The sequence below is a fragment of the Lentilitoribacter sp. JB5-8 genome (assembly GCF_055693385.1).
On the sequence record NZ_CM146332.1, the window covers coordinates 394933 to 418738 of the forward strand.

At 45.2% G+C, this 23806-nt stretch carries 21 protein-coding genes; 1 reads left to right on the forward strand and 20 read right to left on the reverse strand.

What is annotated here, in order from left to right; all coding sequences use genetic code 11:
- Position 1 precedes the first annotated feature (1 nt).
- The 12 genes from ACZ1GZ_RS01920 to ACZ1GZ_RS01975 form a co-directional block, all read right to left on the reverse strand.
- The gene (locus ACZ1GZ_RS01920; RefSeq protein WP_472666735.1) at positions 2 to 802 is read right to left on the reverse strand and encodes an FAD binding domain-containing protein; all 801 of its coding nucleotides are present in this window, start codon (positions 800 to 802) and stop codon (positions 2 to 4) included.
- A gap of 20 nt (positions 803 to 822) precedes the next feature.
- Positions 823 to 1260: an SRPBCC family protein gene (locus ACZ1GZ_RS01925; protein WP_472666736.1), complete on the reverse strand. Its 438-nt coding sequence runs from the start codon at positions 1258 to 1260 to the stop codon at positions 823 to 825.
- 6 nt (positions 1261 to 1266) lie between these two features.
- Positions 1267 to 1704, reverse strand: coding sequence for an SRPBCC family protein (locus ACZ1GZ_RS01930; protein ID WP_472666737.1), 438 nt, complete (start codon positions 1702 to 1704; stop codon positions 1267 to 1269).
- Entirely contained in the window at positions 1704 to 4772 is a 3069-nt protein-coding gene (locus ACZ1GZ_RS01935) for a flotillin family protein (protein ID WP_472666738.1), read from the reverse strand. The genes ACZ1GZ_RS01930 and ACZ1GZ_RS01935 overlap by 1 nt, the downstream gene beginning before the upstream one ends.
- A 34-nt stretch (positions 4773 to 4806) precedes the next feature.
- Positions 4807 to 5631, reverse strand: a complete 825-nt coding sequence (locus tag ACZ1GZ_RS01940) for a phosphoenolpyruvate hydrolase family protein (protein ID WP_472666739.1) — start codon at positions 5629 to 5631, stop codon at positions 4807 to 4809.
- 19 nt (positions 5632 to 5650) lie between these two features.
- Complete coding sequence (locus ACZ1GZ_RS01945) at positions 5651 to 7843, reverse strand: Tm-1-like ATP-binding domain-containing protein (protein ID WP_472666740.1); 2193 nt, start codon at positions 7841 to 7843, stop codon at positions 5651 to 5653.
- The gene (locus ACZ1GZ_RS01950; RefSeq protein WP_472666741.1) at positions 7836 to 8654 is read right to left on the reverse strand and encodes an ABC transporter ATP-binding protein; all 819 of its coding nucleotides are present in this window, start codon (positions 8652 to 8654) and stop codon (positions 7836 to 7838) included. Before ACZ1GZ_RS01950 ends, ACZ1GZ_RS01945 begins: the two co-directional genes overlap by 8 nt.
- Positions 8651 to 9730, reverse strand: a complete 1080-nt coding sequence (locus tag ACZ1GZ_RS01955; protein WP_472666742.1) for a branched-chain amino acid ABC transporter permease — start codon at positions 9728 to 9730, stop codon at positions 8651 to 8653. Before ACZ1GZ_RS01955 ends, ACZ1GZ_RS01950 begins: the two co-directional genes overlap by 4 nt.
- Positions 9731 to 9734: 4 nt before the next feature.
- The gene (locus tag ACZ1GZ_RS01960; protein WP_472666743.1) at positions 9735 to 10748 is read right to left on the reverse strand and encodes a branched-chain amino acid ABC transporter permease; all 1014 of its coding nucleotides are present in this window, start codon (positions 10746 to 10748) and stop codon (positions 9735 to 9737) included.
- A 267-nt stretch (positions 10749 to 11015) separates the two neighbouring features.
- The gene (locus tag ACZ1GZ_RS01965) at positions 11016 to 11843 is read right to left on the reverse strand and encodes a helix-turn-helix domain-containing protein (protein WP_472666744.1); all 828 of its coding nucleotides are present in this window, start codon (positions 11841 to 11843) and stop codon (positions 11016 to 11018) included.
- Positions 11844 to 12091: 248 nt separating this feature from the next.
- The gene (locus ACZ1GZ_RS01970; RefSeq protein ID WP_472666745.1) at positions 12092 to 13225 is read right to left on the reverse strand and encodes an iron-containing alcohol dehydrogenase; all 1134 of its coding nucleotides are present in this window, start codon (positions 13223 to 13225) and stop codon (positions 12092 to 12094) included.
- Positions 13226 to 13289: 64 nt separating this feature from the next.
- Complete coding sequence (locus tag ACZ1GZ_RS01975; RefSeq protein WP_472666746.1) at positions 13290 to 14555, reverse strand: ABC transporter substrate-binding protein; 1266 nt, start codon at positions 14553 to 14555, stop codon at positions 13290 to 13292.
- A 330-nt stretch (positions 14556 to 14885) separates the two neighbouring features.
- Here ACZ1GZ_RS01975 and speB point away from each other — a divergent pair, with 330 nt between their 5' ends.
- Positions 14886 to 15860, forward strand: coding sequence for an agmatinase (speB, locus tag ACZ1GZ_RS01980; protein WP_472666747.1), 975 nt, complete (start codon positions 14886 to 14888; stop codon positions 15858 to 15860).
- A gap of 35 nt (positions 15861 to 15895) precedes the next feature.
- Here the strand turns inward: speB and ACZ1GZ_RS01985 are convergent, their stop codons facing one another.
- The 8 genes from ACZ1GZ_RS01985 to ACZ1GZ_RS02020 all read right to left on the reverse strand — a co-directional run bounded on the left by ACZ1GZ_RS01985 (position 15896) and on the right by ACZ1GZ_RS02020 (position 23790).
- Positions 15896 to 16834, reverse strand: a complete 939-nt coding sequence (locus ACZ1GZ_RS01985) for a polysaccharide deacetylase family protein (protein ID WP_472666748.1) — start codon at positions 16832 to 16834, stop codon at positions 15896 to 15898.
- Positions 16831 to 17919, reverse strand: a complete 1089-nt coding sequence (locus ACZ1GZ_RS01990) for a hypothetical protein (RefSeq protein ID WP_472666749.1) — start codon at positions 17917 to 17919, stop codon at positions 16831 to 16833. Before ACZ1GZ_RS01990 ends, ACZ1GZ_RS01985 begins: the two co-directional genes overlap by 4 nt.
- Complete coding sequence (locus ACZ1GZ_RS01995; protein ID WP_472666750.1) at positions 17916 to 18632, reverse strand: SDR family NAD(P)-dependent oxidoreductase; 717 nt, start codon at positions 18630 to 18632, stop codon at positions 17916 to 17918. The genes ACZ1GZ_RS01990 and ACZ1GZ_RS01995 overlap by 4 nt, the downstream gene beginning before the upstream one ends.
- Entirely contained in the window at positions 18629 to 19966 is a 1338-nt protein-coding gene (locus ACZ1GZ_RS02000; RefSeq protein WP_472666751.1) for an ANL family adenylate-forming protein, read from the reverse strand. The genes ACZ1GZ_RS01995 and ACZ1GZ_RS02000 overlap by 4 nt, the downstream gene beginning before the upstream one ends.
- Before the next feature lie 20 nt (positions 19967 to 19986).
- Complete coding sequence (locus tag ACZ1GZ_RS02005; protein ID WP_472666752.1) at positions 19987 to 20259, reverse strand: acyl carrier protein; 273 nt, start codon at positions 20257 to 20259, stop codon at positions 19987 to 19989.
- 235 nt (positions 20260 to 20494) lie between these two features.
- Complete coding sequence (locus ACZ1GZ_RS02010) at positions 20495 to 21334, reverse strand: FHA domain-containing protein (RefSeq protein ID WP_472666753.1); 840 nt, start codon at positions 21332 to 21334, stop codon at positions 20495 to 20497.
- Positions 21335 to 22039, reverse strand: coding sequence for a hypothetical protein (locus tag ACZ1GZ_RS02015; protein WP_472666754.1), 705 nt, complete (start codon positions 22037 to 22039; stop codon positions 21335 to 21337). It lies immediately after the preceding gene.
- 20 nt (positions 22040 to 22059) lie between these two features.
- Complete coding sequence (locus tag ACZ1GZ_RS02020; RefSeq protein WP_472666755.1) at positions 22060 to 23790, reverse strand: peptidoglycan-binding domain-containing protein; 1731 nt, start codon at positions 23788 to 23790, stop codon at positions 22060 to 22062.
- Between the last annotated feature and the right edge of the window lie 16 nt (positions 23791 to 23806).

Sequence of the window (23806 nt, forward strand, 5' to 3'; positions counted from 1 at the left end):
TTTAAAGCCCTCCTTCATTGAGTAATAATCTTCGTAAATGAACGGGCGCGACCTGACTGCGATACCAACCGGACGCCAAGGGATCATCCGGAGGCTGAAAATCACCAGACAAAGCACTCATCGCATTTGATACGCTCTGTTGATCCAGGTTTTGATTCTCTAATGCCCGCTCAGTATTTTTTGCCCGAAGCGGCGTAGGACCCATGGCACCAAAAGCTATGCGGGGAGAATTTAAACGTCCACCTGACTGCGGCAACCAAGCTGCAATGGACATGACCGATACGCCTTTGGGTTTGACGCGCGTGATTTTTGACCAATGGAATTCACTTGGATTTGGCCGTTTAATTGCTACGGCAACGACGAGTTCCTGCATACTATTGCGAGATGGGAAAAAGCTCTCAAGGTCATTGGACTGCCCGTTCTCAAACTGAACAGAACCATCAAGGGCTAAAAGCGCAGTTGCCAAATCTCCATAAGGATGTTCTGCAAATAAATTGCCGCCTAGCGTTGCCATATTGCGTACCGCCGGACCACCTACGGCTTTGGCAGGCGCGTGAAGAAATGACAATTCATCGGAAGATAAAATATCAGCCATTGTCAGCCCAGCACCGATGATAACTTTATCACCCCGCGTCTCAATCTGTTTCAAGGCGGGATCAGTTGATCGCACAATGCGGGTGAAATTCTGCTCGCCATAATTTAGCGCTCGCATCACCAAAGTGCCGCCTCCGAAATATATGCTACCAGCACCCAGGGCGCGATTTGCTTCTCCATTGGAAGAAAAATTTTCAACTGATATCACGTTCTAAATCCTTCCATTATTCAACTTGCAAGCCGAGTTCTAATCGCTTCAAAACCAGCTTCGTAAATATCTTTGGCGACCAAATTTGCCATTTCATCTTCGCGGCCTTGTGGCGTTGAAAACCTACTTTTCCATTGCCAGAAGGTTTGATCCCCATCGGTAACTGGATAAAGGTTGACGTGGGCCACATAATTGAAAAGCGGAACCGGCGTATCGAGCAAACAATATGAAAAACACTGCTCAACATCTGATAAAGTCAGTAATTGTTCACGCAACTCAGAACCATCCTGCAGCTTGAACCGTCGCACACATCCAATAAGATCAGATGGCAATGCACGTTCAATTGCACTTGAAGCAACTGCCGGGTGCCATTGATCATGCCCGTTAAAATCTCGAAGCAGTGCCCAAACATCTTCGATCGGCTTTTCTATAATTGTGCTACAAACAACCTGCACCATCCGGTTCTAGCCTCCGAAATGCCGCTTTAAGGCATCAAAACCGCCTTGAAAAACATTCGTTCCAATGCCGTTGACCAGATCTTCTTCGTCCTCTGCTTTACATTCAAATTCAGCTGACCATTCAACAAATGTCCGGTCTCCATCAGTTATCGGGGTAAGGCGAAATGTTGCGATATAATCCCAAAGCGGCATGGGACCTTCGAGCATTGTGTAGGAAAAGAAATATTCATGATCTGACATGCCAACCAGTTGCTCACGGATGGTATCGCCATTTTGCAATTGGAAGTTACGAATACAGCCGATTTTGTCCGAAGGATGAGCTTCCTCAATACGACTTTCTCGAATACGCGGATGCCACTTTGGCAGTGCGTTGAAATCACGCACGCGCTCCCAAACCTTGTCTGCTGGTGCGCTGATCAAACTTGATATATAAACACGCGCCATTATTTCTTCCCTTCCGTTGGTTTATTGCCGGAAGAAAGTTTTTTGCTCTCGCTCGCTGCGCGCGACATATCGCTCGCATCCCTGAATATGGTCGACTTTGAAATATTCGACCCATCAATACCGATATCTGACAACAGACTATCAACCATCGGCGCCTGCACGCGGTAACGCAACGCGGAGTTCATAACCTCATCGGTTGGGCTACCGCCACCGCCTGAACCACCATTTCCGTTACCGCCATTATCAGCCCAATCAAGCCCTTGGGTGCCTGAGCCACCCAATTGCATGATCTTAATATCATTGACCTTTTCAAGCGGTTTGGCTGAGGCAGACACAATGCCTTCAACATGCTCAAGCATTTTGCGCTTGAAGAGAGAATGACGTGCCTCATCGGTAAGGACGTTTTCTGCCTCATTGATAAGTTTTTGAGCTTCTGCTTCAACGGCAGAACGAACTTTCTCAGCTTCAGCTGCAATGCGCGCCTCATCAGCTTCTTTTTCCGCTAGAGTTACATCAACTGCTTTGCGACGTTTGGCAGCTTCTGTTTCACCCACAGTTTTTGTAAGTTCAGCAGCTTCAATTGCACGCGCTTTTGCGTTCTCAGCTTCAGCTTCAGCCGCACTTTCATCAAGCGATATCTTATAGAGCTCAATGGCTTTTTCCATCTCAGCTGATGTGACATTTTTCTCGCGTTCAATTTCTAAACGACGACGTTCGGTTTGGTGACCAATACGCGCCTCATCTAGACCACGTTCAGATGCAATCTGCGCGCGTTCGATTTCTTCTTTTGATGAAATTTCAGCTTCCCGAAGAGCTTGCATGCGAGCAATTTCGAGATGTTCAATTGCCTTTTTACGTTCAATCTGAACAGCTTCAATTTCTCGTTCTGTTGTAATACGCTCTGAATCGACCGCTTTTTGTTTTGCCAACTTTGCTGTCTCAATAGATTTATCAGCTTCAATCTTAACTGAATCCAGAGTTGCATCACGCTTGATCTCGCGGGATCGGATTTTCTCATCACGTGAAATGCGATTTTCGGTGATTGTCTCATCCGTTTCAATCCGCATTTTCTCGATCTCGGTTCGCGCTGAAATCTCACCGCTTTCAACAGTTTTATTGCGTGCAATTTCACGTTCTCGAAGATCTTGCTCATAGGCAATTCGTTCAGCAGCAACTTTCTTGTCCTTGGCAATCCGCGCAGCTTCTGTTGCTTCCTCAGAAGCAATTTCTGCCTCGCGAATAGCTTTTTCGCGGCGAACCTCACGTTCTTTGGTTTCCTCTTCACTTTCTATCCGTTGAACTGCAAGTTTCTTCTCTTGCGCTATACGAGATGCTTCAACGGCTTCGCGTGATGCGATCTCATGTTCATCAACAGCTTGATTACGTGCAATCTCCAACTCGCGCGTAGATCTTTCAAATGCAATGCGCTCGGCAGCAGTTGCTTTTTCCTGCGCAATTCGTTTCGCTTCAGTTGCTTCTTTCGCTGCAATATTTGCCGCATCAAGCGCCGCCTGGCGACCAACTTCTCGGCTCTCAGTTTCCTCACGAGATGCAATGCGCTCAAACGTCAATTGCTTCTCTTGCGCAATGCGAGCCTTTTCAACAGCTTCGCGTGCAGCAATCTCATGCTCATCAACCGCTTTATTGCGATCAATTTCAAGTTGTTGAATGGCTTCTTCCTGCGCAATGCGAACTTGGTCGGTTGCCTGGCGTGCAGAAATTTGAGCTTCTTCTAAGATACGTTGACGTTCTATCTCTAAAGAACGCGTTTCCTGCTCAGATGAAATACGTCGCGCATTAAGCTCTTTCTCTCGCGCAATGCGTGCCTCTTCCAACGATTTCTGTTGAGCAATTTCGGCCTCCTCAACCACTTGCTGACGCTCAATTTCCAATTCTCTGATCTTGCGATCTTTTGCAATCCGCTGCTCGTTGATCACAGCTTCCTGCGCGATACGCGCTTTTTCAACCGCTTCTTTTGCCGCTATGTCTGCAGATTCTGTAGATTGCTGGGTTTTAATGCGTGCTTCTTGCAAAACCTTGTCTTGCGCAATCCGTGCCTTTTCAATCTCTTCGCGAGTTTTGATCTCAGCTTCATCAATGACACGCTGACGCTCAATTTCCTTCTGACGTACTTCACGTTCAGAAAAAATACGCGCCTCGGCAATCATTTTTTCATTTTCAATTTTTGCAGTTTCAATGACTTCACGGCTAGCAATATTAGCTTGCTCCGCTTCAGATTCCTGGCGCGCGCGCTCTTTGACCAATTCAGCCCGTTGCTGAGCACGGCGGAACTCAACTTCACGCTCTTGTTCAAGACGCGCTTCTTCACTTTCCCGCTCAATATCAAGTGCCTGCTTTTCCGCTTCTAAGTTACGTGAGCGGATCTTAATCATCGCATCCTGCTCAATATTGTTACGGAGCGTTCTACGATTTTCAATTGCTTCGATGACCGTGGTTAAACCTTCTGCATCAAAACGGTTTGATGGATTGAAATATTCTATATTTGTTTGGTCTATATCTGTGATGGCAACGCTTTCAAGCTGCAAACCATTTTTGTCCAAACCCGCCTGTGCCATCTCTAAAACCCGAGCAACATAATTGGCACGATTTTCATGGATCTCTTCCATCGTCATCTCGGAGGCAACAGAACGAAGAGCTGAAATAAATTTGCCCGACAATAACGAATGAATACGTTCTGGTTCTAAAGTTCGGCGCCCAAGCGTTGCAGCTGCAATGGATACGGATTCCTTTGTTTGCTCAACACGAACATAAAACTCAGCCTCAACATCAACACGAAGGCGATCTCGCGTGATCAGCGCTTGTTCTTTTTCACGAATAACTTCCAACTGAAGTGTATTCATACTGACGGGTGTGATGTCATGAATGATTGGCCACACAAATGCGCCGCCATCAATCACCACTTTTTCACCTAAAAAACCAGTTCGAACAAAAGCAACTTCTTTTGTTGAACGGCGATAAAGCCAGTTCATGACCCAATAAAGAATGAAAATGGCGATAACTGCCAAGATCAACCACAAAACCAATTGGCCGATTAATTCACCCGTCATTTTTTCTTCCTCCAATACCCAAATTCAAAATCGGTTAACGACCGATCCGTTTGAATTTCTCAGTTTGTTCCTTCAAAGCCACTTCTGTTGGCAGGCGCTCCATTGAAGATGCGCCATAAAAACCATGACAATTTTTAGTATTTTTAAGCACGTAATCGGCATCATCTGGCATTGCGACCGGCCCACCATGAACAAGTACAATCGCGTCCGGATTAACCACCAATGCCGCCGCTGCCCATTCATCAACTATGGCGGGGCATTGCTCCAATGTAAGTGCTGTGTCAGCACCAATTGAGCCACCCGTTGTGAGGCCCAAATGACAAACAATTATATCCGCGCCAGCTTCAGCCATTGCGCGCGCATCATCTGTTGAGAACACATAAGGTGTTGTCAGCAAATCTTTCTCAGCAGCCATCCGGACAACATCAACTTCAAGCTGATACGACATCCCGGTTTCTTCAAGATTTGCTCTGAAGTTTCCATCTATCAGACCAACGGTTGGAAAGTTTTGAATACCAGAGAAACCCGCAGCTTTGATTTCATCTAAAAACTTATCCATGAGACGAAAAGGATCTGATGCGCATACGCCTGCCAAAACCGGAGTATCTTTAACCACAGGAAGCACTTCACCGGCCATTTCCATCACAACGCCATTCGCATCGCCGTAAGGCATTAAACCAGCAAGTGAGCCACGACCTGCCATTCGGTAACGACCCGAATTGTAAATCACAATAAGATCGATACCGCCCGCTTCCTCACATTTTGCAGAAAGGCCAGTGCCCGCGCCACCACCAATTATTGGCTCTCCACGGTCTCGCATGGCGCGATACTCTTTCATTAATTCTGAACGTGATTTCATAGTCTATTTAACCTTCTATCTAATGTCTTATTTTGGCCTGTTCATTTCGCAGACCATTTCCATGGAAGGAACGAAATTGGTTGACGATAAGTTCTGCAAATTCAGGATCATTGATATTATGTGGCACGCGAATAAGTTGGCGCGTGCTCGTTTGAACGACAGTCCGCTCAAGCGCATCAAACAGCGCCGCATTGGCCTTAGGATCATAAAACGCCATATCAGGTGCATCGAGCATGGAGACGCCCCCTTCAGGCAGATAAAACCGCACCTGACCACTCATCTGATTTAACCGCTCACCTATCCAAATACCCATACGTTCATTTTCCTCAGGCGTTGTGCGCATGAGCGTTATCTGCGGATTATGTTCGTATAGGTTACGGTCTTTGTATTTGTCTGGAACAGTTTCTGGTGCTGCAAAATTCACCATATCCAACGCACCACACGAACCGATATACGGAACCCTGGAACGAATAGATGCGCCAAACCGATCCTCATTGGCCGGAAAGACGCCACCCATTAATAGATCGCAAATTTCCGTTGTTGTGATATCGACAATTGCTGCTAGCATGCCACTATCCATCAACTTTTCCATGGAGCGGCCACCAACGCCTGTCGCGTGAAATACAAGGCAATCAAACCCATCTTCTATCTGCGCAACGATCTGCTGCACACAAGGTGTGGTTACGCCAAACATAGTAAGTCCAACAGCAGGCTTATCTTGGATCTTTGCTTTAGACGCAACGGAGGTAAATCTGGCTTTGACCATACCAGATAACGCATTTGCGCCGTTGGCAAGCACCTCTCGCGTGATTGAATTAATCCCTTGAACATCCGCAACAGAATGCAACATTAAAATATCAGAAGGGCCGACATATTGCTCCACCTGGCCAGAAGCGACAGTAGAAATCATGACCTTAGGAACACCAACAGGTAATGTGCGCATAGCAGGTGTCGCCAGCGCTGTGCCACCAGAACCGCCTGCTGAAATAATACCCGCAATATTCGTTTGCGAAGCAACCCAGCGTTCAAATGCAATTGTCATACCCGAAACAGCAGAGCCTCGATCACCTGTGAAGACGCCTGAAGACCCACGCGGATGAAAACCAGCAATGGCATTGGGTGGAATGTCAGCACCAGACGGCTTACCACTTGTCGACAGATCGGCAATTTGAACGTTCAATCCTTGTGCTTTGATGACATCGCGCATAAAGCGGAGTTCATCACCTTTGGTATCCATGGTACCGGCAACAAAAACGAGCGTGCCCACACTTTGGGTATTGGCGTTTAATGGTGTAACCAATCCTGCATTTGACGAACGAGTATCGTTTGAAACCGTGCGCGCCGTATTTTCAATTAAGCGCGCTGGAACATCTTTTGACCAACGTGTAGGTGTCTTTGGGTTTGATACATAAATGCGCGTAACATTGGATGTATCTTGATTAGCTTCTGGCTCATTTTGCGGCGTAGCAGCCACACCATCTGTTTCATCATGGGCATGACGACCAACGCCTAACAGCTGTTGCTGTAAATCACGGTCCGCAGCCAGAAGCCCAGAATCCATAACTCGATTAATCTTGCCATTGACCATAATCGCAACTTGATCCGAGACAGCACAAGCTACACCAATGTTCTGCTCGATAACAAGAACATCAATATCGCCTTGCTGCCCAAGCTCGATCAACATGTCAGCAACCTGATTAACGATAACAGGTGCTAACCCTTCCGTTGGTTCATCCATCACCAAAAGTCGCGGATTGAGCAAAAGTGCGCGACTGATGGCGAGCATTTGCTGCTCACCACCAGATAACTGAGCACCACCATTATTCTTGCGCTCAGCCAGCCTTGGGAAAACGGAATAAATTCTCTCTGGTGTCCAAACACCACCTTTTTTAGCAACTAATTTAAGATGCTCGTCTACTGAGAGTGACTGCCATAATCGGCGTCCTTGCGGCACATATCCAATTCCGGCACGGGCGATCTCAGCAGGTGATAATCCTGTAATCACCTGACCACCTAAACTCACAGATCCCGATGCTGTTGGCTCAAGCCCCATTATCGCTTTGCAAGTGGTCGTTTTACCCATGCCATTTCGGCCAACAACAGACAGCACCCCGCCACCAAGGGTGAGGTTTACACCTTGCACGGCATGCGACTGTCCATAGAAGACGTTTAAGTCCTTTATCTCAAGTATTGGTGTGGTGTTTTCAGCCATGACCGAGCGAATCCTCCCCACCTAGATAAAGGGCTTGCACCTCAGGATCCTGCTCAATTTCTGCGGGAGACCCTTCTTTAAAAATCTGTCCGTTATGCATCATGGTCACAGATTCAGATACGCGAAGTGCAACATCCATATCATGCTCGATAATCACATAACCCATATGTCCAGGAAGACCTGTAAGGATTTCAATTAGCTCTGAACGTTCGGTTGGTGAAAGCCCAGCAGCAGGCTCATCAAACAGCACAAAACGTGGCGCCCCAGAAAGAGCCATTGCAATCTCTAGCTGACGCTGTTGACCATAGGAGAGGTCAGAAACTTTGGTATGCATGACACTTTCCAGATGCACGACTTTTACAAGATCTTCTGCGCTCGCCATCAGGGCATTATTCTTGCCTGGTCGGATGAAAGAAAAACGCCCGCGCGATACACCGCAACATGCAAGGTAAACGTTATCTAGAACGCTTAACCCGGTGAATAAAAGCGAGATCTGATAGGTACGACGAAGACCCCGTCTTATCCGCTCCTGAGCGGGAAAGGCTGTTATGTCTTCACCGAAAAATCTTATGGACCCGAAGGTTGGTTTAAAATCACCAGTAATGCAGTTAAATAATGTGGTTTTACCAGCACCGTTTGAACCCAAAACAGCGCGTCGCTCGCCAGGTTTTACCGTAATGTTGATATCAGACAAAGCTGCTAGCGCACCAAACATTTTACCAACGCCGCGCAATTCAAGCGCATTGGATGTCCCGGTCGCACCAAGGCGATCAGATACGCTTTGTTTATGAGGATCAACAATTACATTCATAATGCATCTCCTTGCCTGTCGAGAAGTGGATCTTTTTTCCGGCTCTCTTTCACCTTATCCCAAAGCCCTAAAACACCATCAGGCGAGGCAAAAACGATTATGAGAAATATAAGACCAATCAATAGATTAAAGCGCTCGCCTGCTAGGCCTAATGATACCAAAACGTCCACCGCAAAGGTTTTCAAAAGCACATAGATAAATGCACCCACAAATGCCCCAATGGGTCTACGTAAACCACCCATAATCGCAATAACAAGCAGATCAACAACAGCACCAATACCCGCCGTACCAGGTGATATTTGAGCCGATTGCCAGGTTAGTAAAATACCGCCAACACCTGCAATCAGGGCCGCAAAAGCGTAAGCTGCTACCCGATGCGCTGTGACGTTAAAACCAAGCGCAGCCATGCGGCGCGGGTTATCTCTTACGCCCTGAAGAGCCAAGCCAAAGGGTGCACGCGATATATAAAAAACAGCAAAATAAGCAATCGCCGCGACACCAAGCGTGAGATAATAGAACGCTTTTGGACCACGCCAATCTACCCCGAATAAATCTGGTGGAAAGATACCATTGAAGCCCTGAAAACCGTTAAAAATGACATAATTCTGGCGCGTGAAATAAAAGAATGCCGATGCGATTGCTAAGGTAATCATGATCGTATAGATCCCCTCAGTTCGCACCGCCAACCATCCAGTTAGCGTTCCAAAAACCATTGCAATGAGGAGCGCCAAAGGAATGGTTATCCACCAGGGCCAACCTTGTGAAATATCAGTAATCGCGCTGTCGCCTAGGATTGCAACCATATAGCCTGCAACGCCTGCAACCGTCATTTGTACCAGCGAAACCATGCCGCCATAACCAGCTAAAAACATTAGACTGAGGGCAATGGTACCTAAAATAAATGTCCACCCCCAAATCTGAAACAAGAAAAAATCGCTGACAAATAGAGGCATGAAAAGCAGTATAACGCCCAATGTCCAATATGAAGCTGGTACCTTGGCAGCCCAAAAGCCAAGCGTGCGTTCCTTCTTGGGAAATGCGCGGCTCATTGGGCTAACGTCGTGAAAGTCTGACATGAGATCAAGCCTTCCCTAATAAGCCCTGAGGGCGGAATGCAAGGACCACAACCATGATCACAAACGTCAAAACAACAGCATAGGTTGGGAAATAAACTGATCCGAATTGCTCAGCTAAACCGATGAGCAACGCACCAAGCGCAGCACCAGGGATAGAACCCATTCCACCGACAATCACCACAACAAGCGAAGCCAACAGAAAACGGATGTCTTCACCGGGCGCAACCGATTGGAATGTGCCCGCCACAACGCCTGCAATGCCCGCAAGCCCTGCACCAAAAGCGAACACACCAACAAAAACCAGCTGGATGCGAGCACCCGTGGCAGATAGCATGTCGCGATCATCAACACCGGCCCGGATCATCATTCCAATCTGAGTTCTGTTAAGCGCAAACCACATAGCTAGTCCAATTGCTACCGAAGCGGCAAAAATAACGATCCGCACAATTGGATATTTCATATAGATAAGCTCACCCGTTGAACGCTTAACGCCTGTAACAAAGAAGGTTTGAATAGGCCCACTAAGCCAATCGGGCGGTGATATATTGAAAAAATCGCCTCCAAAACCCCATAGCATGAGATCAGCCATAACTATTGAAAGGCCAATAGTTACAAGGGTTTGACGCAAATCGTCTCCTTCCATGCGACGAAAGACAAACACCTGCAGCAAAATGCCAAATACAGCAACGACGATAAATGATACAGGAAACGCCAAGAGCCAATAACCTGATGCTGACGCAGCATGGTAGCCGACATAACCGCCAAGCAAAAACAAGGAACCGTGCGCCATGTTTACATTGCGCATGAGGCCAAATATCAACGTAAACCCACTGGCAACAAGGAAGTATAATCCGCCCAATGTGATGCCATTTAACAAGGCATTTAAGAAAATTTTCTTGCGCCCAATCGTATCAACAAGCCATTCAGGCCAAAGCCCAAATATCATCCAAACCAGAATAGCAAGTGCAACAAATATGATAAGCGACCAGATTGGGTTTCTTGCTATGAAGCTCTTCATAGTAGGCCCTCAACCATCGGCATATTTACTTGGGTGCAATACGCTGCAATTTGAATTTCGCTAGACACATATCCTCCCAAATATAAGTGTGCGAGACTGAATTACACCGATCTTAATGTAAGCATTTGGGAAGTGCCGTACCTTGAAGTCTTTCTTGAATACAGATCATCGTATTAACGCAAATATCGACGCGCAGTTTTACTACATTCAAAATAAAAGAAGACCGGGGTTTCTGCCCCGGCCAAGTCATTGGGAGAAGTTTATTCTCTATCCAGCATATGCGACACGGCGATAATCGCTCGGTGGAATTCCAACATTGGAAGTGAAAAATCGAGTGAAGCTTGCTTGGGATGAAAACCCAAGATCATTGCCGATATCCGTCACAGTCTTTTCCGTTTTCATCAGCTCTTCAATCGCACGCTCCGCACGCAAGGTATTCATATAAAGATTAGGTGTTAGACCCATTTGTTTTTTAAAGAGCTTAAAAAAGTGAGGACGCGAAAGACCGCATTCTCTCGCAAGGTCTTCCATATTGGATTCTTCAGATAAATTTTCCTGCATCAAACGGATAGCTCTACGAACACGGAAATCGGAATAGTGACGGCGTGTACGGTCAAGAAACCCGTTGTTCTCGTTTCCTTGCCAACTCAGGTTAAACGATAAGTTCATGACCTCATATAACATATCATCGCATCGTTCGTGATTTTCGTCAGACAAGAGGAAATTTGCTAAACGCGCGACATATTCCATCATACGATCATCCAGCGTCAATGAGCTTTTACCGAAGCTGAGCGCATGTTCAACTGATTTCGAATGCTCTAAGAACCACATTGGTTTGATGTACAAAACAAGCGTGACACAGGATTTGCATTTGCTTGTCAGTCCAAAACTATGAGGCTGCCATGGATTAACTGTCGCCGCTTTGTTTTTCTTAACGACATGATCCGCTTCACCCACATTTACGATAGCATCTCCACCATCAACTTTGAAAATGAGGTGTGCTTCCCGGTGCGCATGCAAGAGAATAGGTTTATCTAAATTGTAAACGGCAGCACGGCCAAAATTACCATGATGCACTGCAACTGCTTCGCTCATTTATCCCTCCCAGAATCCTGAACTAGGCCCTAATGTCTCTCCTCAATTTGGGCAATAAATCCAATGTATCCATTGTTTTATGAGTAAAAGGTTCTCTTCGAAGAGCCAAACTGTCAATACATTTGGACCTAGAAAAATACTGTCAGTTATGTTCGAAGATCATGAATTGCGTAAATCTAGTCTGAAACTTCACAACACGTAAGACACATTGGATTAAAGAATATCAATTAAAAACAAAGAGATAACTCTTAGTGCACCTGCATCGCCCCTAAACTTTTCAGGAGTGTGTTATATTCTTTTGGAAGCGCATAATAATGCGCATGGGCATTTTCACTTATCGGGTGAAATTCAAAATCTGCCCCCCCATTTCGACCATTTTTGGAAAAATTACTGAGCATCCCAAGCGTGTTAAACAGATCTTCAAAGTAACTTGCCACGTCATAATCAATCTCAAGTATTGATTTTAATTCAACCAGTTTTTCAGAAATTTCCGTGCTGGGATTCCTCAACACTTTTCTCATAACCGCATGTTTGATTTGCCCCTCTGAAAGACTATTGCCTTCGCGCGTCATCAAGAAATCGGTAATGATCGAACAAGCACCTCGTCCTTTTTCTAAAGCCAAAACTCCATTTAGATTTGCAATCATCAACTCGCGTCGACAATCTAAATCACAATCACCATTACCCAATTGCTTTGCATGATTGATAATTCGGCGCAGACCATCAATTGCTATTCCTTCCGCTGGCGGGTTAAAACCATTTGAGAGATATGCTTCTAAACACAGAACCAGCGCTTCAGCAGCGGACGCAGATAAATCGCTGGATGTATCCTTGAGTGTAAAAAGCGGATCACAAATCGCAATATCGGCCCGCAATCGGCAACTGGCAAATGAATCATACTTGCCATCTTTAAGCAGAACACGACTATATTTGCTTATACAAGGCGCAATACCAAACAAATTGGGTGCGGCAATAAAAAGCGGCATATTGCTTTTTTTAAACAGGCGCTGACCACCGGTAAATTCAGAAAATCGCTCAATACTTTCATCGCTTCCAATACAAAGCCTGACCAGTTTTGCATAATGCATAACCTGGCTGCCACCGACAGCAATGATTGCGTCACATCCATGAGCTTTATACAAATCGGCAGAACGTTTTAACCGATTTTCCTCCGGAAAAAGCGGCGCATGCGCAATTGTTTTTTCAATGTAGGAATTGTTGATTGCTGCAAGGGTAAATTCTTCAAGCTCAGACAACTCATCCCGATCTTCAAGAAGTATAAATGGGTGCTTTAACGCACACCGCTCTATCTCGGCATGAATGGCTTCCTGCAGAACACCATCCCCAAAATGTACGCGGGTAAGATAGTTTATGAGTGCCATCGATTTGTGCAGTCAAATTGAGAAAAGTCAGGCGGCCCAAGTGAGCCGCCTAACGAGTTTTCTACTATTCGTAGCTTGCCAAACAAGCGGGGTTTTCGCGACTTGGCAAACCAATTTTGTCAAATGCCGCAACATCAATACCAAGCGTTTGGTTCACATTTGGCACAATCTTCACAAGGTTGTTTGCCAAAGTGCCATCAGGTTGTGCCTGAACTTCTGTGACGAAGTTTGTACCAATTGCCTGACGGTTTGAATCCAATGTGATTTTCCCATTCGGGGCATCAAGCTCTAGTGTTGACAAACATCCACGGAAAGCTGCATGGCCATCGCTCAAATCACCACTTACGCTGCCCAAGCACTGGGCCATAGCGTTTGTCGCATTATAGTAACCTGTTGCAAGCAAAGATGGGCTTGGGAACCGATCTTCCGGTGCAAATGCATCCTGATAAGCTTTCACATAACCCTGCCATTTTGGATCATCCCAAGTATCAGCCTGAGGGCCGGAAGATGGAACGCCAATCAGGGCTTCCTTGGCTTTACCTTTTGAAGATAACACAGTGCCATCAACCATGATTGAACCACCAATTAGGTTCGCATCACCCCCGGCTTGTTGGTATTGGTTTAGGAAGTTAACAGCATCACCACCGCCAAGACCTAAATAAATTGCATCTACATCATCCGGTAGCGACGCAATGATTGAACCAAAATCTTTTGTTCCAAGTGGCACCCATAAACGTTCTGTAATTTCACCACCAGCTGCGCAGAAACCAGTCGCAAAACCAAAGACTTGCGTATAGATGAATGAATAGTCTTCACCCACAGTTGCTACTGTTTGATAGCCCTTTTCCTTGAACACGTATTCACCAAGGCCAGCTGACCATTGCGCACCATCCATATTAAAGCGGAAGAAATTGTCAGATGGTGTCACATAGGTTGTTTCCATCGCACCTGAAATACCGTTGATAAAAGTTGTTTGCGGCTGAGTTTTAGAATAGTCGCGAATTGCGATACCTTCAGAACCAGATAAAGGTCCGACAACAATATCTACCTTATCTTGCTCAACCAGCTTACGTGCACCACGAACAGCACTGTCCGGGCTTGCATCAGTTGATTGAATAATGATTTCGTAGGCCTTACCGCCCATCTGATCACCAATTTGACCAAGGGCTGTCTTCATTCCGCGAACACCATCTTCGCCCAATGCTGTGTAAGTACCTTCAAGTGTGGCAAGCACACCAATCTTAATTGGTCCATGGCCATCAGCATGTGCTGCTGTGTTAATCGCCATTGCAGCTGCGACTGAGACAGATGCTAATAGAAGTTTTTTCATAAGTTCCTCCTTGTGAATGGGCCCACCTCCCGTTGGTAATGCCCTCCCAAGAAGACTGCTATAAAGAGCCCTTAAGGTCCGTGCTTTGAAGTTCTAGCCTATAACAGAGAGTATCTTTTTCAATCAGATGCTCCGAAAATCGCGCTAGACCTGAAACACGCACGAACATAAAAATCAAAAAGACGTATTTAAGATCTAAGGCCGATGTCGAACCAAATCGTACAGGTTTTACGTTGATTTTGTTCAGACGAAAATTCATTGAATTGGCGTTTACTGTATCCTGTAAATAGCTATTATATTCAATGATCCCGACAACACATTGGAAATAATATGCAAAACAACAACCCTAAATTTCAGCCGATTTCTGGTATGAAGACACCACGTTTTGCGGATCCAGCCACATTTATGCGCCTTCCACATTTTTCCGTCGATGATAATATGGCATCTGAGATCGATGTCGGCATAGTCGGCGTGCCATTTGATGGTGGCACGACTAATCGTCCTGGCACGAGACACGGACCGCGTCAGCTTCGCGATCTTTCAACGATGATCAGAACCACTCATCCGGTAAGTGGTGTGAACCCTTTTACGCTTGTAAATTGCGCGGATTTAGGTGACGCACCTATCAATCCGATAGATGTGATGGAAAGTTTGGATCTGATAACAGCCTTTTACAAAAAGTTGGTGGATCAGAAAATAACCCCGTTAACGGCAGGTGGTGACCATCTCATTTCTTATCCGATCTTAAAAGCATTAGCGGCTGATAAACCTGTCGGGATGATACATTTTGATGCCCATACTGACATGAATGATAGCTATTTTGGCGGCAGTAAATTTACCCATGGCACGCCTTTCCGACGCGCAATTGAAGATGGGTTTTTAGACCCAAAAAGGACCATCCAAATCGGTATCCGTGGCGTGAAATACGATGCCTCTGATTTTGATTGGGCTCTAAATCAAGGTGTTAGAATTATCGAAATAGAAGAATTTTTCGAGCGGGGCGTTGAATCTGTCATGACAGAGGCTCGAGAAATAGTTGGCGACAACAAGACTTATGTCAGCTTTGATATCGATTCAATTGACCCTGCTTTTGCACCCGGCACAGGAACGCCGGAAATTGGCGGCTTTAATTCGTTTCAAGCCCAGCAATTGGTTCGAAAATTAGCAGGTTTAAATTTGGTCGGCGCGGATTTGGTTGAAGTGTCACCACCTTTTGACCCATCGGGTGGAACAGCATGGGTGGGCATATCAATCATGTTTGAATTGCTATGTGTGCTGGCACCAGTTGTTGACGCTAAGTCATAAGATTTTAACGTAAAACTTGGTTCCACATATCGTTACTAGCTAAGCGGAATATCATTTGTATCATAGCGAGGTAGCGTTAAGGGCTCATCTTCTAATAGATTGGCAGCACGCACTTCGGTGGTAAGCCCCAAAGAGCATTTATATTCTTGCAAAACTGATAAAAGACTTTCATTCCAGCCGCCATATGGAAAACACATCACCCAAAAATCATCGACTGGACTACCGATTTTACGCAAAAATTCCAAAGAGCCTTCAACCTCTTGACGCTGATCTGTCTTGCTTATGCGGTTGAGCCATCTATGTGTTTCACCATGCGAGCCTATATACATCCCAGATGACTGCATGAGGCGGCATTGCGCCTCTGTCATATAAAGTTCTGCAGCAAACGTTGTCTCGTCTACGCTGACATATTTCGAAAACAGATCCTTTGCGATTTTAGTGCGCAATTCATCAGGTAACGCGGTTTGCAGCATACGTTTGACATAGATGGTATCAGCGGTATCAAAACGGTTGGGCTTGGCCCATTCTGCCCGATATGTGTCAACTGTATGAAGATCGTAAGTGTCGCGATGGGCAGAAACCGCTTTGTCAATTTCCATACCCAGTGCAGATGCTTCGGTGACAGATAAAACAAAATGCAAACGGTTCACATCCAAAAGCTCACCCCCTACGACTGAGCTCACCGGTGGGAAAAACGATCCCTCAATCCCCGCATCGAACAATATGGGAAAACAACTCGAATAGTGCTCAATATATCCGTCATCAAATGTTAAAAGCACTGCTTTTGGTGGAAGCTGATCCCCGGTTCGAACACAGTGCACCACTTCTGCCATGGTAACAGGTGTATAGTTTTTCTGAAGATAGGCCACCTGTGATTTAAATTCGTCGGTCCGGCGCGCTTTAATATTTGGATAACGTGTTTGTTCAAGCTGACGAACATAGTGATACATCACAATGGTAAGATCATTGCTCAATTCAAAAGATCCTCTGGCGTTGCGGGTCGGTCCTGATCTGAATCCCCACGGTAGAGCCGAACTTTTTCGCCCTTCGTTTCACCCGCAATTTTTACAGCGATTTCTATTTGAATATTTTTTCTCACAAATGGTGAAAAGTAATTAGGCAAGATTAAATCTTGATGATCTTGCGGATTAACAAAGCCACCCTTGCACAACAACGCAACGTCAACGCCCCAAGACATAAGATCAATATAATCACAATCTTCGGCGATCAACTCAGCACGCAATGCACCGCCACAACGTGACAGACATTCCGCCTCACCAATAACATCGACAATTCTCAACAATGCGCCAAATGGAGTTTCAACACGCCGCCAAACCAAAACTGCAGCTAATGTTCCATCCACAATAACCGATTTGAGAGTATAGCTATAATAGGGATGTTTGAAATATCGGTTTTTAAGATACGTCCAGGATTTTCGCGGCAAGCCCGACTTGGCCAATGCATCAATTTTATCTATTGCAGCCCTCTTGGATCCACTTCCTATCGTTATATCTTCCAGCGTAATGCCATTATCTTCCTCAATCGCTGCTCTTGCGATTTGAGGCACCCCACTGGCTACCGTCTGACCTTCAGGTACTGCTTGCGCAAAAAGCGCAACATGGTCGAACGTACCAAGTTTATAGCCCAATGCTTGATACATAGGGCGCACGATGTTTGAAATACCGATGGCACAGATCATATCTGGCTTTGCACGTTGAAGTAATTTCAACATTTGAATACCAAGACCAGGTGTCTTTGCATCCTCGCGCACTTTCCAAATAGCAAGCGCCATCCCGTTCCAACTTGCGCTCGTATCAAAGCGTCGAAACGGAATAAACCCAAGCACAGCCATGATTTCAGGTGATGTATCTCCGTCATGCATTTCAGCAATCACAAATGTTAAATCTGTTTCGGATGCATCGGGGTGTTCATGTTGCCAACGCAAAACATTAGGGTGAGTGACGAAGATGTGATCCGCACGCCAGTGATTTTTTAAAAACACCACCAAACGTTCTTCGTCAGTCTTTTTCGCAAAACGGATTTGCGTCCGATTACTCATGCAGTGCTTCCACCATCAACGGTAATGACCGATCCTGTAATGGCTGCGGCATCGTCTGAAAGAAGATATAAAACCGCGCCCGCTGCGTCTTCTACACTAGGCAAACCAAGTGGCGCACGACGACGGATCGAATTGAGTTTAACTTCATCAAGACCTGCTGTCATATCGGTTTCCATATATCCAGGCGCAACGCAGTTTACCGTGATTTTTGCTCGACCGAGTTCTCGCGATAAAGAACGTGTAAAACCCTCAAGTCCCGCCTTAGATGCCGCATAAACCGCCAAACCGCTAAACCCGGTGGACGCGATGATCGATGATATATTAACAACACGACCTTGTTGCTGTATCAGCATTGATCGACAACCATATTTGGTCATTAATATCGCAGCTTCGAGATTGATGCGTAACACGTTTGAAATCTCACTGGAATGCTGGGTCGCAATAACACCATCAAGGCCGATACCTGCATTGTTGACAAGCCCATATAATGGACCGTATTCGCGGGTGATCGATAAGATAAGCTTTTGTATCCCATCCAGATCATTAAGGTCATATGCAATGAAATGCACATTCTCAGAAGCTTTCATCAGCGCTTCGTAATCAGCCGTTATTGTTCGCCCAACACCGATAACGCGATACCCTTGAGCTGTAAGTTTTTGAGCAATCGCAAGACCAAGGCCACGCGCTGGACCTGTTAGAAGAACTGTTTTCAACTCTTTTTCCTTATGAGCTTGCCAGCTGAATTTGTTTTAAATTCAGAAACGACCTTCAGCATAACAGGCACTTTATGGCGTTCAAGATTTTTAACGGCGTAAGCTTTAACTTCATCGCAAATCGTATCGGCATTTGTATTACTGTCCACAAGAACTATATCGGCGGCCACCAACGCACCAGTAATGGGATTATTTTTTGCATATACGCGCGCTGCAGCGATTTGCGGGTGGGTTAGTAAGACATGTTCCACTTCTTCAGGATGCACCTTATCGCCACCCACATTAATAATCCCGCTCGCCCGGCCGAGAAAATAAACTCGACCCTGACGAACGCTAACCGCATCACCAGTTTCAACCCATCCATTCTCATCTGAAAAGCATGTATCCTCTCCGAGATAATTAGGCATCACATGGGCATTTCGAAGATATAACCTGCCATCATCAACGCGAATATCAACGCCTTTAGGAGGCTTATCAAGGTAGCTTTCAGGAAAACCTTCCCGACCATCACTAACTGAAAATCCAACACCTGCTTCTGTTGACGCAAAAATATGCACGACCCGCGCACTTGGATAGTGTGACGCCACACCCTTTAGAATGCGGCTGTCGGCAATTTCACCACCCAGGGTGGCTTGCACCAAATTTAATTGTTGACTGCCCGGTGTCATAATAATCTTTCGCCACAGAGTTGGGGTCGCGCTCAAATGTGTGCAACCTTCCTTCACCAAGCGCTTAAGTTTTTCATCAAATGATGCATCGGAATTCGGTGCGATAAGCAACGCACCGGAAAGAACCGACTGAAGAAAAACCTGCATCCCGGCAAAACGGGTATAATCATACAGCATACCCCAGCGCTGGCTCTGTCCGCGCTCAAAGTTAGCATTTGATGTTCGACTAAGGCTTATCAGGCTGTGGCTTACAAGCTTTGGTGCTCCCGTTGTCCCGGATGTTGTCATGATCCAGCGCGTATCGCATGAAGCGCTATTATGCTCCCGATCATGCGCTCTGACCAGTGCATCCAATGTGCTAAATACCGCAGGAGACGCCTCAATATCATCAAACTCAGCAGGTGCATCACATAAGATTGTATGACACTGCGCTTTAAGCGCCAAATTTACCTTGAGCGATGTTTCAAGCGACGGAGAAATTAACAATATGCTATCTGCTACACCATCGAGTGCTGTGAGTATTTGAAGTGCTTGTCCAGCATCTGAAATACTCAGCGCAATCTTGATACCTTTGAGCTCACCTGCTTTTGGAAGAAAACCTATCACTGCATCGCGCGTTAATACGCCATGGGGCGATGAAATCAGCGCACGGTCATCAGGCAGCAAAGCAAGCCGGTCTCTTAGCCTCATGCGGGTTGATTTTCAAAATAGAATTGAACGAATTCACCAAATGTCTGAGGATAAAACGCCTCCTCAGAAAGACTAAAAGGATCATAATCAAGGGTTTCTTCTAACTTTGTTACAAGAATGGCAAAACCTAATGAATCCAGCCCGGTTTCAAGCAACACGGTTTCATCAGAAATTTGAGGCAATTTCGCACCATTGTTCTGCTGTTCGTGGATCTCTTGAATGTGCTTGATAATGTCCTCTGTGAGCGAGGTTTTATCGATGGTTCCCATCTGAAAAGTCTCCACAAATATTTCCAAGGAAAGGTGCAAACTTACCTATCAGAAATAAAACGCTTGTCAAAGAAACGTCGTATAAGAACCTGTCTTAAAGCTCGAATTCATGTGCGAAGCCGAACGTCGCGCAAAACAATCACGAACCAAATCAAAGCAATCAGTATGATTTTAGCAATTGGTGACTAATATAAGCGGCAGAACTTGATTTCCAATTTTGTCATTTCAGCACAGCTTAATTCAATATGAATTGAATCTTGCTACCACCAATACTGAATCTATCGCCATTATTCAGTTGAGCACCTACGCCAATTTTCAGCCTAGTACCATTTAAAAAAGTACCACCAGTCGATCCCTTTGAAGTGTTCTCTCCATCGGCTAGAAAATATTTCTCTTCTTTTTTGACTATTCGACAATGGGTTCTTGAAACAGATTTATCGTTTGATAACACCAAATCACAACTTTCCGGATCACGTCCAAAATAAAAGATACCTTTTGTTTTAAAATGGCGACCTGACTGAAGGTTGACTAGCTTACTAGACGAAGGATCTGTCAGGTTTTTCACAAAAGCGCCTTTAACTTTAGTCGAGACAGGCGTACTTTTTTCACGGGGACGTTTTGTTTGGGGCGATAAGGTGGAAATATCAAAATCAACCCAATCCGAACACAAAGCACCATTAACCCGCTTATTGTGTGCAGGCACTTTTTTAAGGTGCAGAGATGTAAATCCCATCTTTATCAAAATCTCAGATAATCTGCGAAACCTGTAGAGCACAGAGGGCGGTGAATTTGTCGTACTATCCTTAATCTTAAGGCCACAACAGAGCCTACCAATTGTTAGCCCACCCAATATAATCTCTGTTAAAAAAAGATAGACAATCACCACAATAAAAATGGCAAGTATGGCCGCGAGAAAACCATAACTACTATCTAAAAGACCAAATAAATTTTCAACATTTTTTGGAAGATGATCGGATAAAATTATACCAATCACGAATACCAACAATGCGTCTATTGCCAATGCGGCAACGGACAGACGAGCAAGTGCACATTCGCAACATTCTTCGTGATTCATTTATTGCCCCACGAAAAAGATTAAAAGAGCTGTCGCGAGCGTTGCTGCATTAAAAAACACTAATAACCCGGCTCGTTCAGCAACAATTTCAGAAACGGGATTACGCGTATAACGAAAGCTCGTTTTCGTTAAAAAAGTAGCGATCGCAATTCCTATGACGGCAAATAAGAAAAACCCTTGTTTATCCAACGGTTTTCCACCAACAACTCCAAAACAAAAATCCACCGCAAATACAGTCATTATTGCGGCAAAAATTATAAAAGTTCGCGCCAACATAAAACGAATGTAATCGACACGCAGTGTTAAAAACACACAAATGATAGACGTCATCCAAGAAATACTAGCGATCATCAAGGCGAAAATTATTAATTTGATTGAAATGTGGGCATCATCAACAAATGCACCCAAATCCATAGACATGCCTCTATCTGGAGAACTGTTGCTACCAAATGGAAATACAGAATAAATGGAGCAAAAACTGCCAATCAAGGAAAACAAGGCAAAAAACGCATGACCTGGGTTTTCAAATAAAGTTTTTGCGTAATCTAAGACATCCGCACCAAAATTCTTATGAAACCCACCCACCTTCATTGCAGCACGAACGTCAGAAAACTTTTTCCCGAGATCTTTACCTGAGGAAATTCTATTCGTAGCCTTCCCATTTTGCTGCCGGGTTCTAGACTGATTTCTGTTTCTCGTTTGCATTATTTAGCTATCAACGTTGACTATTGAAAACACCGAATGCCCGCAGAGCCGGTTGGATCATCAAGACTGATTGAGCAGCTTTCAGCATTACTTGCAATTTGGAATTCCCCGGTAAACTTGGTGTCCTTCCAATCTTTTGCTGTTTCACCTTTAGTAATACTCACATACTCATATTTATAGGTACCTTGAACACATTCACCCATAATGTTTGACGTTGTATCACCACGATCAAACCAAATCGCACCATCTGGAGGTGTGATGTTAAAATGGCTGATGTTTTCGTCTTCAACAGGGAAGTCAAAATTCACAAATAGATTTTGCTGACATATCTGTGCCTCTTGTGGGGTGCTGACACTGATAGTCGTCGGTTCTGGAGCAGCTTCTATTTTAACCTCTTCCACCACATTCGTTGGTATATCAACCTTTGCAATCTCTTTTTGTTGATCACCCGGTTGGGCAATTTTTATCGGCGATTCTGTCGCAATTTTTGGCGCTTTAGCCGCAGTTTTTGGCTCAGGCTTTGATTCTGCAATCTCAACATTTTTCGGCGCCGATGGGACTTTTATTGTTGGAGTTTCAGGCTCCTTACCAGCAATTTTTATAGGCTTTTGCTCCGGCTCTTTCGGTCCATCCGCAATAAGAATTTCATCTTTAGGCTGTTCGACGTCTATCTCGGTCAATTCTGCCAGGATATTGAGTTGGTTTTTAGCTTTATTCATCCAGGCGGTAGCAGCTTCAATTGTATCAAAATCATCTCGCGTATTTAAACTAACCGGATCACCAGCTTTATCATCTTCATATGTTACCCGGATCCAAAGATCAGACACGCGGTGTGGCGCAAGTTCAATGCCCGCTACTGTGCCAATGAGTTCTGTCGATTGGTTTGATAAATCATCTTCAATTTGAAGCTTAACACGACCATCTGGAAGTAACTCAGCACTTTTGACAACGGATTGATCTCCACTTTGTAGAAAGTCTTTTGAGAACTTGTCGAACTGGGACTTTGCAAGACGAAACTCTGCAATAGTCGGCGTGACAATAACCGGCGCCTTTTTTTCCATTTTTGGCTGCTGAATAGCCGCAGGAATGACCTTGGCATCATATTGCAAGGCTCTCGCTTCGCGCACATATCCAAGTTCAGCGGCTTGTGTGAACAATAAATAACGCTCTTCAGCATTTAAAATTCCAGTTTGACTGGTACCAATTTTTGCCTGAAACTTTTTAGCTGCACGGCGCGAACCTGGACCATAATCACCGTCAATCCGGCTTGTATAATAGCCAAATTTTGCCAAAGCGCGCTGCACATCTTTAATATCCTCTTTGACCTCTGCCCGGATAGCTTTTTCACGTTCGGACGTGATAGTTTGACCTGGGCGGAGAACAACACGTTTGTTACCGCAGCTTGTACAGCCGGAATATTGCATCTCCTGACCATATTTTTTGGCCATATCTTTTTGGAAGGTTTGAGGAGCGGCAACCAAAGCTGCCCCGAAAATAATCGCAGCCGGTGAACCATCTGCAATCCCGTTTGCAATAAGAATAGTCCCGACAACTGGTAAAATTTGTTTTAGCGGTCCCTTCTTAAGTTCTTTGCGAATTCCTTTTCTGGCCTTTCGCAAATCTTTGCCGATTTTTTTAAAAATATTCTGAGATAATGCCGGCGAGCTATCCGGAACGACAATCACGGATGTCGACAATGCCGACGTTGCAAGAATTGCACTTAACAGCGCGCGCGCGATTAACTTCTTCATTTAATTCTCCCCTATG

Coding starts and splice junctions, on each gene's coding strand:
- ACZ1GZ_RS01925 (WP_472666736.1), bottom strand. CDS start 1,260: ATGGTGCAGGTTGTTTGTAGCACAATTATAGAAAAGCCGATCGAAGAT.
- ACZ1GZ_RS01930 (WP_472666737.1), bottom strand. CDS start 1,704: ATGGCGCGTGTTTATATATCAAGTTTGATCAGCGCACCAGCAGACAAG.
- ACZ1GZ_RS01935 (WP_472666738.1), bottom strand. CDS start 4,772: ATGACGGGTGAATTAATCGGCCAATTGGTTTTGTGGTTGATCTTGGCA.
- ACZ1GZ_RS01940 (WP_472666739.1), bottom strand. CDS start 5,631: ATGAAATCACGTTCAGAATTAATGAAAGAGTATCGCGCCATGCGAGAC.
- ACZ1GZ_RS01945 (WP_472666740.1), bottom strand. CDS start 7,843: ATGGCTGAAAACACCACACCAATACTTGAGATAAAGGACTTAAACGTC.
- ACZ1GZ_RS01950 (WP_472666741.1), bottom strand. CDS start 8,654: ATGAATGTAATTGTTGATCCTCATAAACAAAGCGTATCTGATCGCCTT.
- ACZ1GZ_RS01955 (WP_472666742.1), bottom strand. CDS start 9,730: ATGTCAGACTTTCACGACGTTAGCCCAATGAGCCGCGCATTTCCCAAG.
- ACZ1GZ_RS01960 (WP_472666743.1), bottom strand. CDS start 10,748: ATGAAGAGCTTCATAGCAAGAAACCCAATCTGGTCGCTTATCATATTT.
- ACZ1GZ_RS01965 (WP_472666744.1), bottom strand. CDS start 11,843: ATGAGCGAAGCAGTTGCAGTGCATCATGGTAATTTTGGCCGTGCTGCC.
- ACZ1GZ_RS01970 (WP_472666745.1), bottom strand. CDS start 13,225: ATGGCACTCATAAACTATCTTACCCGCGTACATTTTGGGGATGGTGTT.
- ACZ1GZ_RS01975 (WP_472666746.1), bottom strand. CDS start 14,555: ATGAAAAAACTTCTATTAGCATCTGTCTCAGTCGCAGCTGCAATGGCG.
- speB (WP_472666747.1), top strand. CDS start 14,886: ATGCAAAACAACAACCCTAAATTTCAGCCGATTTCTGGTATGAAGACA.
- ACZ1GZ_RS01990 (WP_472666749.1), bottom strand. CDS start 17,919: ATGAGTAATCGGACGCAAATCCGTTTTGCGAAAAAGACTGACGAAGAA.
- ACZ1GZ_RS02005 (WP_472666752.1), bottom strand. CDS start 20,259: ATGGGAACCATCGATAAAACCTCGCTCACAGAGGACATTATCAAGCAC.
- ACZ1GZ_RS02010 (WP_472666753.1), bottom strand. CDS start 21,334: ATGAATCACGAAGAATGTTGCGAATGTGCACTTGCTCGTCTGTCCGTT.
- ACZ1GZ_RS02015 (WP_472666754.1), bottom strand. CDS start 22,039: ATGCAAACGAGAAACAGAAATCAGTCTAGAACCCGGCAGCAAAATGGG.
- ACZ1GZ_RS02020 (WP_472666755.1), bottom strand. CDS start 23,790: ATGAAGAAGTTAATCGCGCGCGCGCTGTTAAGTGCAATTCTTGCAACG.